The sequence below is a fragment of the Lysobacter sp. TY2-98 genome, from assembly GCF_003367355.1.
Taxonomy (GTDB): domain Bacteria; phylum Pseudomonadota; class Gammaproteobacteria; order Xanthomonadales; family Xanthomonadaceae; genus Cognatilysobacter.
This window is the reverse complement of record NZ_CP031413.1, coordinates 2,875,361-2,891,281: the sequence shown is the minus strand read 5'-3', so window position 1 is coordinate 2,891,281 and position 15,921 is coordinate 2,875,361. Positions and strand designations below refer to the sequence as shown.

The following is a 15,921-nucleotide window of genomic DNA, read 5'->3' as shown; positions in this document are numbered from 1 at the left end:
CGGGCGCGCGACGACGATGGCCCGCCTACAGTAGGCGCATGAGCCTGCCGCCCGACGTGCGCGCCGCCTTCCTGATTCCCGAGGGCGCGATCTACCTGGATACCGCTTCGAACGCGCCACGAACGCGCGGCGTCGACGCCGCCCTGCAGCGCGCGTGGGCGGAGCAGGCCGCGCCGTGGCGTCTCTCCTTCGCCGACTGGGAGGCCGACATCGAACACGTCCGCGCGCAGATGTCGCGGCTGTTCCGCGTCGACGGCGTCGCCGACCCCGATGCGGTCGCGATCGTGCCGTCGGTCGCGCATGCGATGTCGACGATCGCCGCCGGCTGGCCGCTGCGCGCGGGCGACGTCGTCGGAATCGTCGACGGTGAGTTCCCGTCGGCGCTGCTGCCTTGGCAGGCGCGCTGTGCGGCGGTCGGCGCGCGCGTGCACGCGGTGGCGCGCGAGAACGCGACGCAGGGCTTCCTGGATCTGATCGAGCACGCGACGCCCAGCGTGCTGGTGCTGTCGAACGCGCACTGGCGCGACGGCCGCCTGCTCGATCTCGATCGCGTCGCGATGGGCGCGCAGGCGCGCGGTGTGCCGGTGGTGCTCGACCTCAGCCAGAGCCTGGGCGTGTTGCCCTGCGACGTCGAACGCTGGCGCCCCGCCTTCGCGATGAGCGTCGGCTACAAGTGGCTGCTCGGCCACAAAGGCCATTGCGCGTTCTGGGTCTCACCGGAATGGCGCGAACGGCTCGTGCCGCTCGAGCAGCACTGGCAGGGCCGTGCGCCCGCGCTGGCGTGGCGCTTCGACAGCGCACACGCGCCGCCGTATCGCCCCGGTGCACGACGCTTCGACGGCGGCGAGATCGCGGATCCACTACGCCTCGCGATCGCCGGGGCCGGCCTGCACGACGTGCTGGCGTGGACGCCATCCGCGATCTCCGCCGGTCTCGGCGCGCTGCTCGATCGACTGAAACGCCATCTCGCCGAGGCAGGGCTTGCGGCGTGGTACGTCGAACCATCGTCGCCCCATCTGCTCGGGCTGGCGCCGCCGGCCGGTCGCGTCGACGCCGTGCGCGCCGCGCTCGCCAGTGCGGGCGTCGCGTGCATCGAACGCGATCGCGTGTTCCGGCTCGCCCCGCACCTGCACATCGGCGAGGCCGACATCGACCGTGTCGCCGACGCGATCATCGGCGCGCACTGAGCGTCACTTCATGCGCGGCTGTGGGAGACCGGTATCCGCTTCGTCGATGCCGTCACGCAACTGCATGACGCGCGTGACAACCGCACGCGCCACGTTGCGCGCTTCTTCGATCATGGCTTCGTCGGCATCCAGTGCGCGGTGGCTGGTCGCATACGGTTCGTAGTAACCGATGTAGCGATCCAGTTGCGACGTGGCGCCCGCATCGACCAGCTCCATCGCGCCGAGCCAGTCGCACAGCGCGTGACGGACGTTCTTCGTGCCTTCGGTGTCGCCGTGGACGACGACGCCGTAGGCGCGGCCGGCAAGATGCTTCGGATAGTCCCAGCCGTCGAGTTCGAGCTGCTTCGCGCGCTGGGGGTCCTTGCCGTGCGTCCGCGTGGGATCGGGATTGCCGCCGTCGGCACAGACCAGGCGATCCATCATCAGCTTCAACACTGTCGGCACCTGGTTCCAGTGAACCGGCGTCACGATCACCACGCCGTGCGCGGCCGTCCACAGCTGATAGATCTCCGCCATCCAGTCCGGCGCCTGCGCCATCGCGTGATTCGGATAGCACGAGCACGGCCAGTGGCAGAGCGGCATCGCCGTCGACACGCAGCCCTTGCACGGAAAGATGCGCTTGCCGTACTCGGAGGTGAGCCGATTGAGTTCGAGCACGTCGACTTCGACGCCCGCATCGCGCACCACGTCGCGCACGGCTTCGAGCAGGCGCCATGTCTTCGAACTCTCGCCGGGGCAGGTGTGTTCGCTGCGCGGTGAGGCGCACACCAGCAGGATGCGACGCGGCGTCGAGGGATCGCACTGCCTGCGTCCGATCTCGATCAGCGCATCGCGGGTCGCACGCCATTCGGTCGACAGGTCGTACTCGGGATCGGCGAATTCCGGTCCCGCCTTCGCGGTGCGCGGCGACTTGCGGTAGGCGTTAAAGCCGTCCCAGGCGATCGCCTCGAAACGCGTGAAGGCGTCGGTGTCCTTTTCGAACGCGGGGTCGTCGAACATCGCGCGGAAGCGGTCGCGGAAGGCCTCGCGATCGAGCGACGGGTCCGCCTGGCGACGGCGCACGTCGCGCGCGATCTCCCCCGGCGTCGGGACGGTCTTCTGCTGGGACTGCGGCGGCTCGTCCATCGCGCGTGCTCCGTGAGTCCGCCGAGTGGACGCGGCGGGCGGTGAACGCGCGGTCGCGGTCAGCGGTGGGGCTGACCGTTGCGGATGAACTGCAGGAATTCGGCGCGCGTGCGCGCGTCGTCGCGGAACGCGCCGAGCATGGTCGACGTCGCCATGCTCACGCCACGCTTGTGCACGCCGCGCGTGGTCATGCATTCGTGCGTGGCCTCGACGACGACGGCGACGCCCTTGGGCTGCAGCACGCGGTCGATGACTTCGGCGATCTGCGCGGTCATCTTCTCCTGCACCTGGAAGCGCCGCGCGAAGCTCTCCACCACGCGCGCGAGCTTGCTGATGCCGACGACCTTGCCGTTCGGCAGATAGCCGACATGGGCGCGGCCGATGATCGGCGCCATGTGGTGCTCGCAGTGGCTTTCGAAGTCGATGTCGCGCAGCACGACCATCTCGTCGTAGCCGGCCACTTCCTCGAACGTGCGCTCGAGATAGGTGCGCGGACACGTGTCGTAGCCGCTGAACCAGTCGCCGTAGGCCTTGACCACGCGACGCGGCGTATCGAGCAGTCCCTCGCGATCGGGATCGTCGCCCGCCCAGCGCAACAGTGTGCGGACCGCGGCTTCGGCGTCTTCGCGGGAGGGCTTGTCGGTGTCGGCCATGGGAACGTCCTGCTCGTGAACGCGCGCATCGTACCGCGGGCGGCCGGACGCGAGGCGCGGCGCGCGCGGAATGCGGCGTCCCGCCGCGTCGAAAAAGAAGAAGGCCGGCGACGAGGCCGGCCTTCGTGCTGCGGGTAGCAGTCGCAGCGTTTGGAGCAGAAACCGGTCGCCGCGCGTGGCGCGTGCGGCGACCGGTGGTGACTCCCGGTGACGGATTTCGATGATTCGCCCTGATGCGGCGGGTCTTCGAACTCCTGCGGCGCGTAGCACGCGCCGCGCGTTGCGAGGCTGCGCGGCTATGCCGCGCAAGCCGCCTCTTAACGGCCGTCGTTGTCCGCGTCGCCCGGGATGGCGCGCTCGATGTGGTGCCAGCCGTCGCGCACCGCGCCGCGGGCTTCGTCCCACGCCAGACGCGAGTTGCCCTTCGTGGCGTCCCACTTGCGCTCGAGTTCCGGCTCGACCGAGTCGAACTGCTTGCCGCGATACTCGCCGTAAGTGTCGTAGCCGTACTTGTACGCGGGCTGGTAGTCGTTCCAGTCGCGCGAGCTGTTGTAGTACGGCGTCTTCGTGTAGGTGTCCTGGAAGTGCTTCTCGTAGCCCGTCGGATTCACGGCTTCGGCGATCGAGTCGCCCGCCTTGGAACCGATCACGCCACCGGCGACCGCACCGACGAGGCTGCCGACCGGGCCCGCGGCCGAACCGACTGCTGCACCCGTGAGGGCACCCGCCACTGCGCCCGTGCCGGAACCGAGGTTATGGTCTTTCTTGACATCGCTCATCGTTGGACTCCGTGTTCTTCTACGTGGGGAAGGACCGGCAGCGCATTCGCTGCGGCGCAACGACTGTGTGCAGCGACCGGTACATCGCGAGTGAAGAAATGCGTCGTTTTGGAAAATGGCCGCTTAACGCGCGACGCTGCGCGCATTCATTGACGCGGCCTTGATCCGAGATGGTCTTGCGCGCGACTCGCGTTCTACGCACCGAGTCGACGCGCGAGGCCGGAAACGCGCCGCGCATGGCGCGACAGCGCGGACGCGATCGCCGACGCCGGCCCGAGCACGTGCAGCGTGCTGCGTGCACGCGTGATGCCGGTGTAGAGCAGTTCGCGCGACAGCACGCGCGTGTCGACCGCCGGCAACTGCAGCCAGACGCGATCGAACTCCGAGCCCTGCGCCTTGTGCACAGTGATCGCGAACCCGCCGGTATGCGCCGGCAGCGCGCCCGGCGGAAAGGCGCGCACGCCATCGGCGCCTTCGAACCATGCCAGCAGCGTGCCGTCGTCATCGCGCAGGCAGACGCCCACGTCGCCGTTGAACAGGCCGTGGCGCGTGCTGTTCTCGGTGATCATCAACAGGCGGCCGGGGAAGTAGGTCTCGCGCTGCGTGCCGGCGAGCGCGGCCTCGATACGGGCATTGAGTTGCGTCGCACCCTGCGGTCCGTCGCGCAGCGCGGTGAGCAGGCGCGTGCGATTGACGCGCGCGAGTGCTTCGCGCGGATCCGTGCAATCGCGCAGTTCGCGCCAAGGCGCCAGCAGCTGCTCACGCAGGGACGGTGTCAGTGGATCGAGCGCGTCCTCGTGGAACGTCACGCCGCTCGCTCCGCCCCGCAGGCGCGCTAGCGTCGCATCGACATCGCCGCGGCGCACGGCGTCGGCGACCGGTTCGAGCCGCAGCGCGTCGGTCTGCCGGTAACCGCGATCGAGATGCGCGCGACGGCCCGCGAGCGGCGTGCGCGGGGATGGCGCCACATCGGCTGCGTCGGCGAGCGCGGCGAGCACGTCGCCCGCCTCGACCGACGGCAGCTGGTCGCGATCACCGAGCAGCAGCAGGCGCGCGCCGGTCGGCAAGGCTTCCGCCAGCTTGCACATCAGCGGCAGGTCGACCATCGACGCTTCGTCGACCACCAGCACATCCACGCGAAGCGGCTGTTTCGCATCGAAGCGCGCGCGCGTCTGCCCGGGCACCAGACCCAGCAGGCGGTGCAGCGTCGACGCGGTGGTGGGCAGCGCATCGCAAAGTTCGGCGTCGATGCCCGCACCGCGCAGGTCGTCGGCGATGCGGCGCACGCTGCCGGCCATGCGATCGGCGGCGCGGCCGGTGGGCGCGGCCAGCGCGATGCGCAGCGGCGCGGCGCCGGTCGCACGCGCCTGCGCGGCCAGCAGCAGGAGCACGCGCGCGATCGTGGTGGTCTTGCCGGTGCCGGGGCCGCCGGTGACCAGCAGCACCGGCGACTCGAGCGCGCGGCGCGCCGCCTCGGCCTGCGCGTCGCCGGCGTCGCGCTGCGGGAAAAGCCGTGCATGCAACGCATCGATATCGGCGAGTGCAGGCGGAATCGTCGCAGCGCTCAACCGCGTCAGCGCGATCGCCAGGCGTCGCTCGTATTCGCGATAGCGGCGCAGGTAGACGCGGCCCTGTTCGACGACGAGCGGCGCGGCGGCATCGCTCTCGACGTCGGCATCCGGCTTCGCGATCCACGTGCAGGCGGCGAGCGCCTCGCGCCAGTCCATCGTATCGGGCCAGTCGATCGTCCCTTCGACCAGATCGCGCGCGCCGTCGAGATCGAACGCGGCATGCCCTTGGGCCACCGCATACGACGCCAGCGCGGCCGCCACCAGCACCGGCTCGGCGACGGCGCCATCCACGCGCTGCAACGCATGCGCGAGTGCGAGATCGATCGGCCGCACCGCACCACTTCGCTGGAGCGTATCGAGCAGGCTCATGCCACGCCTCCGAACAGGCGATCGAGCGCATCGATCAACGCGAACGGCAGACGATCGGCATACACGCCGGGCGACGACGCGCGACGCGCATCGACACCGCGGCAGAACACGTAGCGCAGACCGCCCATGTCGCGCTCGTAGTCGTAGGCCGCGCCGAGCCGGAAGCGCAACCAGCGATGCAGCGCGAGCGTGTAGATCGCGGCCTGCAGCGTGTACTCGCCGTCGTGCATGGCACGAGCCAGCGACGCGGGTGCGTAGTCGGGCAGGCGATTGGTCTTGTAGTCGAGCACGAAGTAGCGGTCGCCGTGCGTGTAGATCAGGTCGATCTTGCCGGTCATCAGGCCATCGAGCGTGCGTCGTGCGCCGAAGCCTTCGCGCGCGGTGAGCAGGCCGTGCGCCTGCACCGTGGCGAGCAGCGCGTCGACGCCGACGTGGTCGAGTGCGAAATGGAATTCCATTTCGGCGCGACGCGCGTCCGCCGGCACGTCGCACAGGCGCGCGCCTTCGGGCAGTGCGACGGTGAGCGTGTGGCCGACGAGGGCGGCGAGCAGCGGCAGGCCGTCGTCGATCTCGGCCTGCGAATAGCCTTCGCCGCGGAACGCGTCGACCAGCGCGTCCGACTGACCGCTCGGTGGCGGACCCTCGCGCCAGCCGCGCCATGCCGCGAAGTCGACCGTCTCGAACGCGGCATGCACCACGTCGCCGAAGCGTGCGCCGGCGAAGCGTGGATCGTCGGCGGCCGCGGCGACGAGTTCGGCGGCGACGTCGAGCGGCGCAGCGGCCGGCAGCGGTTCGTCCGGCGCAGCCGCGCGCTCATCGCGCGGCAACAGCGTTTCCACGCTGCCGCTGCCGAGGCGCGCGAGCGCGCTGAAGGAGTAGACCGCCCAGTCGCGCGCGAGCGTGCGCCGTGCCGTGCGGGCGCGCGGCGGCTGCGCCGTGCGGTCGCCAGCCATCAGCATCCGCTCGACCCCATCCACCGGGCCGTCTTCGATGACCACATCGCCATCGGCGAGCGCATCGATATCCCCGAGCAGCTTCGCGAGCGGCGTCGACGCCTGCGCATACAGCGGCCCTGTGCACAGCCAGAGCGCGTGTTCGGCGCGAGTCAGGGCGACGTAGAGCAGGCGCGCGTCCTCGGCGGCTTCGTCGTCACGCCACTGGCGTTTGCAGGCATCGTCGGGCTGCAGGTCGAGCACGCGCGTGTCGCCATCGTGCACGTTGCACCAGCGCGGCGATTTCGCGGCGCTGCCGATCGCGGCGAAGGGGAGATACACCAGCGGGAACTCGAGGCCCTTGCTCTTGTGGACGGTGAGGATCTGCACGCGGCGCGCATCGGATTCGAGTCGCAGCTGTTGTTCGGGATCGCGATCGTCGGCGCTGGCGATGCGGGCGCGCAGCCAGTCGACCAGACCCTGTGGCCCGAGCGCGCGTTGCCCGGCGTCCTGCAGCGCTTCTCCGAGCTGCATGAAGTCCGACAGGCGACGCTCGCCGTCGATGAGTTCCAGCAGGCGCGGTGCATTCGCCGAGCACAGCTCGTTGACCAGTGCGAGCGGGCCGGCGCGCAGCCAGCGTTCGCGCCATGCCAGCGCGTGCGCGAGTTGACGCGCGCGGGCGACGTCGTCGCGCATCAGCGCGTCGATGCGCGCGGCATCGAAGCCGATCAGGACCGTCGCGAGCGCGGCGTTGAGACGTGGCACGTCGGCGGGCGCGAGCAGGGCGTCGAATATCGCGAGCAGTTCCATTGCCTGCGGCGTCGCGAACAGGCTGGCGCGTCCCGCAGTGACCGCCGGAATGCCGAGAGCGCTGAGTGCGCGCTGCATGCGCAGCGCCTCGTCGTGCTTGCGCACCAGCACGGCGATGTCGCCCGGCTCGACCGCGCGGCCATCGACGGTGAACGTTCCGTCCGCGCCCGATGCGAGCGCATCGCGGATCGCGGCCGCACACGCGCGCGTGGCGTCACGGCGCGACGCGTCGGCGTCGAGCGGCTTGCCGTCGACCGTCGCTGGCAGCCGGCGAATCGTGAGCGCGGGCATCGGTGCGCCATCGCGCAGGCATGCGTCGTCACCGCGACGTCCCCCCGCATCCACCGACTGGAAGCGGATGCGTGCGTCGACGAACGCCGTCTCCCCACCGTTCGCGTAGAGCCGCTCGATCGCACGCAAAACGCCGGGCCGCGAGCGGAAATTGCGCAGCAGCGACGGCGCCGGCTGGGCGACGTCACGTGCACGCAAGTAGGTGTGCACGTCGCCGCCACGAAACCCGTAGATCGCCTGTTTGGGGTCGCCGATCAATGCGAGGAACGGTGCCACATGGACGTCATCGTCGAGCAGCAGCGGCGCGTTGGCGGCGTCGTCCGCGAAGACACGGCGGAAGATCGACCACTGCCGTGCATCGGTGTCCTGGAACTCGTCGACCAGCGCCGCGCGGTACTGGCGCCGCAGCTGCGCGGTGAGCGCGCGGCCGTGCGGGCCGTCGAGTGCGCGGGCGACGTCGTCGATCAGGTCGTCGAAGCTGCGCAGGTGCTGCTGGCGCTTGACCTGCGCGAGCTGCTTGCCGGCGAGCGTGCGCACGCGATGCAGCAACGCGAGCCGGCGTGCATCGAGCCAGGTGTCGTAATCGGCGCGACGCGCGAGATACGTATCGACCGCAGTGCACAGTGGCGACTGCGGGCGCTGCGCATCCTTGCCCTTGTTGGTGCAGGCGGCGAGCTTGACGGTCGACAGCAGCTCGAGTTTGGCGGGCGCGGCGATGTCTTCATCGCGCCAACCATCGAGCGCGTCGTACAACGCGGTGAGTGTCGGCACCTTGTAACTGGTCGCGCTCAGGACCTTGCCGGCGAGTGCGGCTTCGATCGCGCCACGCAGCTCCACACCGTGTGTGCGCCAGGCATCGCGCAGCGCAGCGGCGGCGACGTGCAGCGCCGGCATCGGCGATTCGGTGCTCGTCGGTGCGTCGGGACGCAGCGCCGTCGCGCGCAGCAGCTCGCCCAGATCGGCGGCGAGCGCTTCGGGCGAACTCCACCACGTCGCCAGCAGTTCGGCATCGCCCGCGTCGGCGGCGAGCGTGCGCCACAGGTCGTGCGCAACGATCTCGAGCAGGGCGCGATCGTCGCCCGGTGTGCCGGCGTCGTGGAAGGACGCGCCGGTTTCCAGCGCGTGGTCGGCGAGCACGCGCGTGCAAAAGCCGTGGATGGTGTGCACCGCTGCGGCATCGATCTCGGCCGCCGCCTGCTGCAGCCGGCGTCGCAACGCGACCGGATCCTCGACGCGCTGCTGGCGTTCGACGAGTTCGCGACACAGCGCGACTTCCGATTCGTCACCCTCGACGGCTGCACCCGAAGCGACGCGCGCCAGAAGCTGCAGACGTCGACGCAGGCGCTCGCGCAGTTCCTGTGTCGCCGCTTCGGTGAACGTCACCGCGAGAATCTGGCCGACGCGCAGGCCGCGCTCGACGACGAGGCGGGTGACGATCGTCGCCAGCGTGAATGTCTTGCCCGTGCCCGCGCTCGCCTCGATCAGGCGGATGCCGGTCAGCGGCATATCGAGAAACGGGTCGACTTCGTCGTGCGCGGCGAGATCGGGCGGCGGCAGGTCGACGATGCTCATGCGTCGATCTCCGCGCGTGCATGCAGCACGGCGTCGAAGACGCGACGCGCGAGCGCCTGGAACCGCGCCGCCGCATCCTCGCGCGCGAACGGATCGCGACCGCGCAGGGCGAGTTGCATCGCCGGCGTCCCGCCTTCGGCCCAGCCACGTACGTTGAGCCAGCGTTCGCGCGCGGCTTTCCAGGCGCGATCGTCCTGGCCGTCGTACCAGGCCCAGCCCGCGTAGGCGCCGAAGGGAAGCGGTTCGGTGAGCCCGGTTTCGCGCAGTGCGAGCAGCATGGCGAGGACATCGCGCGCCTGCGCTGCCGCGATCGGTGCGCGTTCGACCGCGGCGACGCGACCGTCGTGCAGCGCGAACTGCACCAGCGGCATCGCGCGGTCGAGCGCGCAGGCGGCGAGCCAGTCGAGGCCGTGCGCGATCTGTGTGGGACCGTTCAACTCGCCGAAACGCAGGCGCGCGAGGCCGTGCGGATGCACGTCGCGCAGGCGGCCGTGCAGACGCTGCGCGCCGAGTTCGAGGTCGATCGCGACATCGTCCGCGCCCGCGTCGCCACGCCAGCCGGTGAACAGTTCGGAGAACGGGCGCACCTCGTGGACGACTTCGTCGAGCACGCGCTGGCCGTACACGCCCGCAGGCAACAGCCCCTGCGATTGCAGGCGACGTGCGAGCTGCTGCGTGCGGCCGCTCACCTGCGCGTCGAACACCGCGTCGCGCAGCAGATCGGTGGCACGGCGCTCCAGCACCAGCGGTTCGACGTCGATCAGCGGCGCGCCGGCGTCGGGCAGGCGCAGTTGCAGGCGCTGGCGCAGGAAGGCGTCGGGCGGGCTGCGCAGGAATGCGGCAAGGTCGCGCAAGGCGACGTCGCGTGTCGGCGGTTCCGCGTGCGGCAGCGGCGCGCCGATCCACGGCGGCAGCTCGCGACGCCGCAGCGGCGATGTGTGCGCAGCCTGCTGCCATTCGCCGCGGTAGCTGAAACGCCGCGGCTCGATGCCGTGGCCGTCCGCGCCGAACGCTTCCGCGGAGAACGGCTGCAGCGGATGGCGCACGACGAAACGCTTGCGCGCGTCCCGTGCGTCGGCGTGATAACCCGCCGCGACGTCGAGCAGCTCGTGCACCAGCGCCGAGGGTTCACGCAGGCTGCCGTCGTGGGGATCGGCGCCGAGGTAGCTGAGGTAGAAGACGTCGTTCGCCGACGCCAGCAACTGCAGGAATATGAAGCGGTCGTCGTCGCGTAGCGAGCGGTCGCCACGACGCCGGTGCGGACCGTCGAGTTCGTGCGCAATCTGGTTGAGACCGCCCGCGGGATCGCGACGCGGAAAGTCGCCGTCGTTCAGGCCGAGGATGCAGATCGCGCGGAACGGCAGGAGGCGCATCGGCACCATGCGACCGAAACTGACGCCGCCGCCCATCAACGGCGCACGCGTGTCGGGCTCGGCCAGCTTGGCGTCGAAGTGCGCACGCACGACCTCGGGCTCGATCGGCGCGGTCATCGCGGCACGGCGCGCGGCATCAGCGAAGTCGTCGATCAGCGCGCGCAGGCGGTCGAGCGCGCGCTCGTCGGCGGTGTCGCGCGGACGTTCCGGCAACACCGCCGCAAGCAGCGCGAGCAGGCGTTCGCGCCACTGCTCGGCGGTCATCGCGTTCGACAGCACGCGCTCGTAGCGCGCGAGAACGCGGACGAGACCGATCAGCGTGTCGAGCGCAGCCAGGTCGCTGCCTTCGAGTTCGGGAAAACCGGCGACGTCGCCGAGCAGCGCGTCCGAACCCGTCGCATGACCGATCAGCAGGCGGTCGAGCGCGAACTGCCAGGTGTAGAGAGCGTCGTCGGGCGCGCCGTGTTTGACGCGATGCGCGGCGTCGAGGCCCCAGCACGCACCGGCGGCCTGCAGCCAGTCGCGCAGGCGGTCGAGCGATGCAGGGTCCAGTCCCGCGTGCTGCGCGATCGCGGGAGTCGCGAGCAGGTCCAGTACTTCGTGCAGGCCGAGGCGCGACACCGGCAGCGCGAGCAGGCGCGAGAACACGTCGGCCAGCGGTTCGTCGGCCAGCGGGCTGGTGTCGGCGACGGTATAGGGAATGAAGTCGGTGCGGCCGTGCACGCCACCGAAGACGGCTTCGATGTAGGGCAGGTAAGGGTCGATGTCCGGCGCGAGCACGGCGATCTCGCGCGGCTCCAGCGGTGGATCGAAACGCGCGTCCTCGAGCAGCGCGCGCAGCTGGTCGTGCAGCACTTGTACTTCGCGCAGCCGCGTCGGTGCCGCATGCACCTGCAGGCTGGCGTCGGTGACGTCGAGCGTCGCGCGCCACGGTGTCGTCGGCACGGGGCGACGATGCAGCAGGTCGCGCTTGATGCGCCCGAGCAGCGGCTCGCGCAATGCATCGAAACCGCGCGCCTCGGGATCGTCGTACGCCGGCAGGTCGAACGACGGATGCACGGTCTCGTAACCGCCGAGCACCGCCATGAAGTCGCGACCGGCCGCGCCCCAGGCCTGCAACAGCGGGTTGTCGTCGGTGTCGAGCACGTCGCCGAACGCAGCGGCGTCGCCGAGTGCGAGGCGATGCGGCAGCGTGCGCACGTCGCCCCAGTACGCGGCGACCGGCGACGGCAGGTAGAAGTGCAGCGGACCGACGCGCGACGCGCTCGCGATCACGCGCAGCGTGTCGGGCGAGACATTGAGCGTGGCGAACACGAATAGTCGAGGGGGCAATCCGGCAGGCGTCCCGTCGCCGTCGACACCGAAGCGTTCGAGGTAGCGCTGGATGCGGCGCGCGCGATGCGGGCGGTCAGCGCCCAGGCGCCGCCACAGCACTGCCTGCGGATCGCGCGGCGACGCGCCGGCGTCCCAAGCGAGCAGCCAGTCGCGACGCCAGGCCTGGTAACGATCGAACGTCGTGGCGAGCGCGCCGGCCAGCGACCACGCCTTCAGCGCATCGATCTCGCCCGTCTCCGGCGACAGGTACGCACGCAACGGGCGCAGCACCGGATCGCGCATCGTGCGCTCGTCCTGCAGCAGCGCGTACAGCCGCCAGCGCAGGGCGTCGGCATCGAGATCCTGATCGCGACCGTCGACATTGGCGTCGAGCAGGCGCGCGACCAGCTCGCCCGGCGTGAGGAAAACGATGTTCGCGGCGACGCCATGCGCCTGCGCCAGCGTGGCCTGCAGCCAGCGGCGCATGGACGGCTGCGGGATGACCACGATGTCGGGCGTCAGCAGCGACTGCCCAGCCGCCGGCCGCCGGAGTTCCTCGGCCATCAGTCCGGCGAGGATTTCCAGCGAATTCGAGTGGTACAGGCGGAAATCGGAGGCCGCGGCCATCCGGTCATCTTGCCGCAGGACGTCGCAGCGGGTGAGATGCGCGGCTCGCGGCATCGCCCGGTGCGTCGGGAACGACGCGAACGTCGCGAGTCTCGCTTGTGCGGGAGATTCAGCGTCGACCGGCGCGGCACACGCCGTTGCAGCCGCGATTGGTGCGCCGGCGCCCGCCCTGCGACAATGCCTGCACTCCCGGCCCATTCAGCCGCGCGCCCGTAGCCTTCGCGCCGCCTTCGTGCGCGCGTGCACGTGACCGACCCCATGACCGATACTTCGCCCATCGTCGCCCTTCGCGGGCTGCGCCTCGCGCGCGGCGAACGCACGATCCTGCATGACGTGAACCTCGAGGTCGCGCCGGGCGAAATCGTCGCCGTGCTCGGCCCGTCGGGCTGCGGCAAGTCGACGCTGCTGTCGGCGCTGACCGGCGAACTCGCGCCCGCCGCGGGCAGCGTCGAGGTGCTCGGCCAGCCGATGCCCACCGGCGGCCGCGCACTGCTCGAACTGCGCCGCGGCATCGGTGTGATGCTTCAGGGCAATGGCTTGTTGACCGACCTCACCGTCGCCGACAACGTCGCGCTGCCGCTGCGCACGCATACCGATCTTCCGGACGCGATCATCCGTCGGCTGGTCGACATGAAGCTGCACGCGGTCGGCCTGCGCGCCGCCGCCGATGCGTATCCGCGCGAACTCTCGGGTGGCATGGCGCGCCGCGTCGCACTCGCCCGCGCGCTCGCGCTCGATCCGCCGCTGATGATCTACGACGAACCGCTGACCGGCCTCGATCCGATCGCGTCCGGCGTGGTGATGTCGCTGGTGCGCCGCCTCAACGACACGCTGGGGCTGACGTCGATCGTGGTCACGCACCACGTGCACGAGACGCTGCCGGTCGCCGACCGCGCGCTCGTCATCGCCAACGGCCGCATCGTGTTCGCCGGCACGCCGGCGGAACTCGAACAGTCCACCGATCCGTTCGTGCAGCAGTTCCTGCGCGGCGCGCCGGACGGCCCGATCGCCTTCGATGCCGCGCCGCGCGCGGCGGGAGCCGCCGCCTGATGTTCGCGTCGACCGTCCGCACGCTCGGCCAGGCCGGGCTGTTCTCATTCTCGGTGCTGCGCGCGAGCCGGCCGACCGCCGACTTCCTGCGCGAACTCGTGCGCGAGGTCTACAAGATCGGCGCGCGTTCGCTGCCGATCATCCTCGTCGGCGGCGCCTTCGTCGGCCTGTCGCTGACGCTGCTCGGCTACAAGGCGCTGACGACGTACGGCGCGGCCAACCAGGTCAGCGCGCTGCTGGGCCTCGGCATGTATCGCGAACTCGCGCCGGTGCTCACCGCGCTGCTGTTCGTCGGTCGCGCCGGCAGTTCGATCGCCGCGGAACTCGGGCTGATGCGTGCCACCGACCAGATCACCGCGCTCGGGCTGATGGGCATCGATCCGGTCGGCAAGGCGGTCGCGCCGCGTTTCTGGGCCGCTGTGCTGAGCGTGCCGCTGCTCACCGGCTTCTTCTGCGCGGCCGGCATCGTTGCGAGCTATTTCGAGGCGGTGCACGTCATCGGCCTCGAAGCCGGCCCGTTCTGGCAGGTGATGCGCGATGCCGTCGACTTCCACGACGACTTCCTCGTCGCGTTGCAGAAGGCGACGGTGTTCGGCGCGCTCGCGGCCTGGGTCGCGGCGTTCGTCGGCTACCACGCCGAGCCCACCATCGAAGGCACGTCGCTCGCGACGACGCGCGCGGTGGTCAATGCTTCGCTGCTGGTGCTGATGTTCAACTTCGTGCTGTCGGCACTGCTGTTTCGATAAGCGGTCGCCCCGCTCCCTTGAATCCGGCGCGATGCGCGCCACGTCACATCGGAAGCCCATTCCATGCGCAGTCCACGAATCGAATTCGCCGTCGGCGCCTTCCTGCTGCTCGCGCTCGCCACGCTGCTGGCGCTGGCCGTGGCCTCGACCAACGGCCGCTGGGGCGGTCACGGCGACACGTACGCGATCAAGGCGCGGTTCACCGCGATCGGTGCGCTGCGTCCCAATGCGCCAGTGAAGATCGGCGGGGTGAATGTCGGGCAGGTGGCCGACATTCAGCTCGATCCCGCTAAATACGACGCCGTTGTAACGCTTTCCATGGACGGCAAGTACAAGAACCTGCCGTCCGACACCGCTGCCGGGATCTTTACGAATGGTCTTCTCGGCGAGAGCTACATCGGCCTGACGCCGGGCGGAGCGCCCGACGCGCTGAAGCCGGGGGACGAGATCTACCTCACGCAACCCGCCGTCGACCTGATCCAGCTCGTCGGCAAGTACATGTTCAGCGGCGCGGGCAAGACCGACGCTGCCGGCGACAGCGGCTCGGATGCCGCACCCAAGGAGTAAGTCATGAAGCGCACCGCCCTGTTCGTCCTGCTGTCCGCCGCATTCGCCGCCACCGTGCCGATGGCGATGGCCTCCGCCGCGCCGCCCGCCGCCAGCCAGCAGCTCGGCACACCGTCCAAGCTCGTGCTCGACAACAGCACGCGCGTGCTCGCCACGCTCGAGACGCGTCGCGCCGAGTTCACCAAGAACCGCACCGCGCTCAAGCAGTTCGTGTCGGGTGAGTTCAACCAGATGTTCGATCGCGACTACGCAGCGCGCCTGGTGCTCGCCAAGCACAGCGCCGGTGTGTCGAATGCCGACGTCAGTGCGTTCGCCGATGCGCTCAGCGAGAACCTGATGCAGCGCTACGGTTCGTCGCTGCTCGACTTCAACACGCGCCTGACCGTCAAGGTGAAGTCGGAAACCGTCATCGGCAACGGCCGCGCCACGCGCGTGTCCACGCAGATGCTGCGCCAGGGCGGCGAGCCGGTGCCGGTCGACTACCTGATGCACCAGGTCAACGGCCAGTGGAAGGTGTTCGACGTGCTGGTCGAGGGCGTGAGCTTCGTGCAGACCTTCCGCAACCAGTTCGACGGCCCGCTCTCGCGCGCGTCCGTCGCGCAGGTCGCAGCCGACCTCAAGGCCGGCAAGCTGCAGGCGCAGGCCAACAAGCGATGAGCGCCGCGCGCGTCCGCCGCGACGGCGACGTGCTGAAGATCGACGGCCGCCTCGACCGGGCGGCCGTCGCCGCGACCTGGCGTGCGATCGAGGCCCAGCGCGCCGGCGCTCAACGCGTCGATGTGACCGCGGTCGACGCCGTGGACAGCGCGGGCGTGGCACTGCTGGCGGAACTCGCGGCCGCCGGATTGGCCATCGACGGCGAACCCGCCGGCCTCGCCGAGCTGCGGTTGGCCTACCGGCTCGATGGATCACTCGGTTTCAGTGGCTGAACGACGGACGCGGCTGTCCGGCCGGA

Annotated in this window: 12 protein-coding genes; 6 read left to right on the top strand and 6 right to left on the bottom strand. The window is 70.4% G+C overall.

Translation table 11 applies throughout. The features are described 5' to 3' along the window. The first annotated feature begins 38 nt into the window (after nt 1–38). Nucleotides 39–1,187: an aminotransferase class V-fold PLP-dependent enzyme gene (locus DWG18_RS13990; RefSeq protein ID WP_115647756.1), complete on the top strand. Its 1,149-nt coding sequence runs from the start codon at nt 39–41 to the stop codon at nt 1,185–1,187. Nucleotides 1,188–1,190: 3 nt separating this feature from the next. Here DWG18_RS13990 and DWG18_RS13985 read toward each other — a convergent pair whose 3' ends face one another. The 6 genes from DWG18_RS13985 to recC form a co-directional block, all read right to left on the bottom strand. Further along, nucleotides 1,191–2,312, bottom strand: coding sequence for a flavodoxin family protein (locus DWG18_RS13985; protein ID WP_115647755.1), 1,122 nt, complete (start codon nt 2,310–2,312; stop codon nt 1,191–1,193). 59 nt (nt 2,313–2,371) lie between these two features. Then, on the bottom strand, nt 2,372–2,965 hold the full coding sequence (folE, locus tag DWG18_RS13980; protein WP_115647754.1) for a GTP cyclohydrolase I FolE: 594 nt from the start codon (nt 2,963–2,965) through the stop codon (nt 2,372–2,374). Between the two features lie 317 nt (nt 2,966–3,282). Continuing rightward, a complete protein-coding gene (locus DWG18_RS13975) occupies nt 3,283–3,744 on the bottom strand; it encodes a glycine zipper domain-containing protein (protein ID WP_115647753.1) in 462 nt (153 codons plus the stop codon). A gap of 194 nt (nt 3,745–3,938) precedes the next feature. After that, entirely contained in the window at nt 3,939–5,684 is a 1,746-nt protein-coding gene (gene recD / locus DWG18_RS13970; RefSeq protein WP_115647752.1) for an exodeoxyribonuclease V subunit alpha, read from the bottom strand. After that, the gene (locus DWG18_RS13965; protein ID WP_115647751.1) at nt 5,681–9,289 is read right to left on the bottom strand and encodes a UvrD-helicase domain-containing protein; all 3,609 of its coding nucleotides are present in this window, start codon (nt 9,287–9,289) and stop codon (nt 5,681–5,683) included. The genes recD and DWG18_RS13965 overlap by 4 nt, the downstream gene beginning before the upstream one ends. Further along, nucleotides 9,286–12,603 carry an exodeoxyribonuclease V subunit gamma gene (gene recC / locus DWG18_RS13960; protein ID WP_162823866.1) on the bottom strand — a complete coding sequence of 1,106 codons (3,318 nt, stop codon included), beginning with the start codon at nt 12,601–12,603 and terminating at the stop codon, nt 9,286–9,288. Before recC ends, DWG18_RS13965 begins: the two co-directional genes overlap by 4 nt. Before the next feature lie 258 nt (nt 12,604–12,861). On the opposite strand from recC, the gene DWG18_RS13955 reads away from it, so the two are divergent. The 5 genes from DWG18_RS13955 to DWG18_RS13935 all read left to right on the top strand — a co-directional run bounded on the left by DWG18_RS13955 (nt 12,862) and on the right by DWG18_RS13935 (nt 15,895). Then, on the top strand, nt 12,862–13,653 hold the full coding sequence (locus DWG18_RS13955; RefSeq protein ID WP_115647749.1) for an ATP-binding cassette domain-containing protein: 792 nt from the start codon (nt 12,862–12,864) through the stop codon (nt 13,651–13,653). Continuing rightward, a complete protein-coding gene (locus tag DWG18_RS13950; RefSeq protein WP_162823903.1) occupies nt 13,650–14,399 on the top strand; it encodes an MlaE family lipid ABC transporter permease subunit in 750 nt (249 codons plus the stop codon). The genes DWG18_RS13955 and DWG18_RS13950 overlap by 4 nt, the downstream gene beginning before the upstream one ends. Before the next feature lie 63 nt (nt 14,400–14,462). Then, on the top strand, nt 14,463–14,966 hold the full coding sequence (gene mlaD, locus DWG18_RS13945) for an outer membrane lipid asymmetry maintenance protein MlaD (RefSeq protein ID WP_115647747.1): 504 nt from the start codon (nt 14,463–14,465) through the stop codon (nt 14,964–14,966). A 3-nt stretch (nt 14,967–14,969) separates the two neighbouring features. Next, the gene (locus tag DWG18_RS13940) at nt 14,970–15,623 is read left to right on the top strand and encodes an ABC transporter substrate-binding protein (RefSeq protein WP_115647746.1); all 654 of its coding nucleotides are present in this window, start codon (nt 14,970–14,972) and stop codon (nt 15,621–15,623) included. Further along, complete coding sequence (locus DWG18_RS13935; RefSeq protein ID WP_115647745.1) at nt 15,620–15,895, top strand: STAS domain-containing protein; 276 nt, start codon at nt 15,620–15,622, stop codon at nt 15,893–15,895. The genes DWG18_RS13940 and DWG18_RS13935 overlap by 4 nt, the downstream gene beginning before the upstream one ends. Nucleotides 15,896–15,921 lie beyond the last annotated feature (26 nt).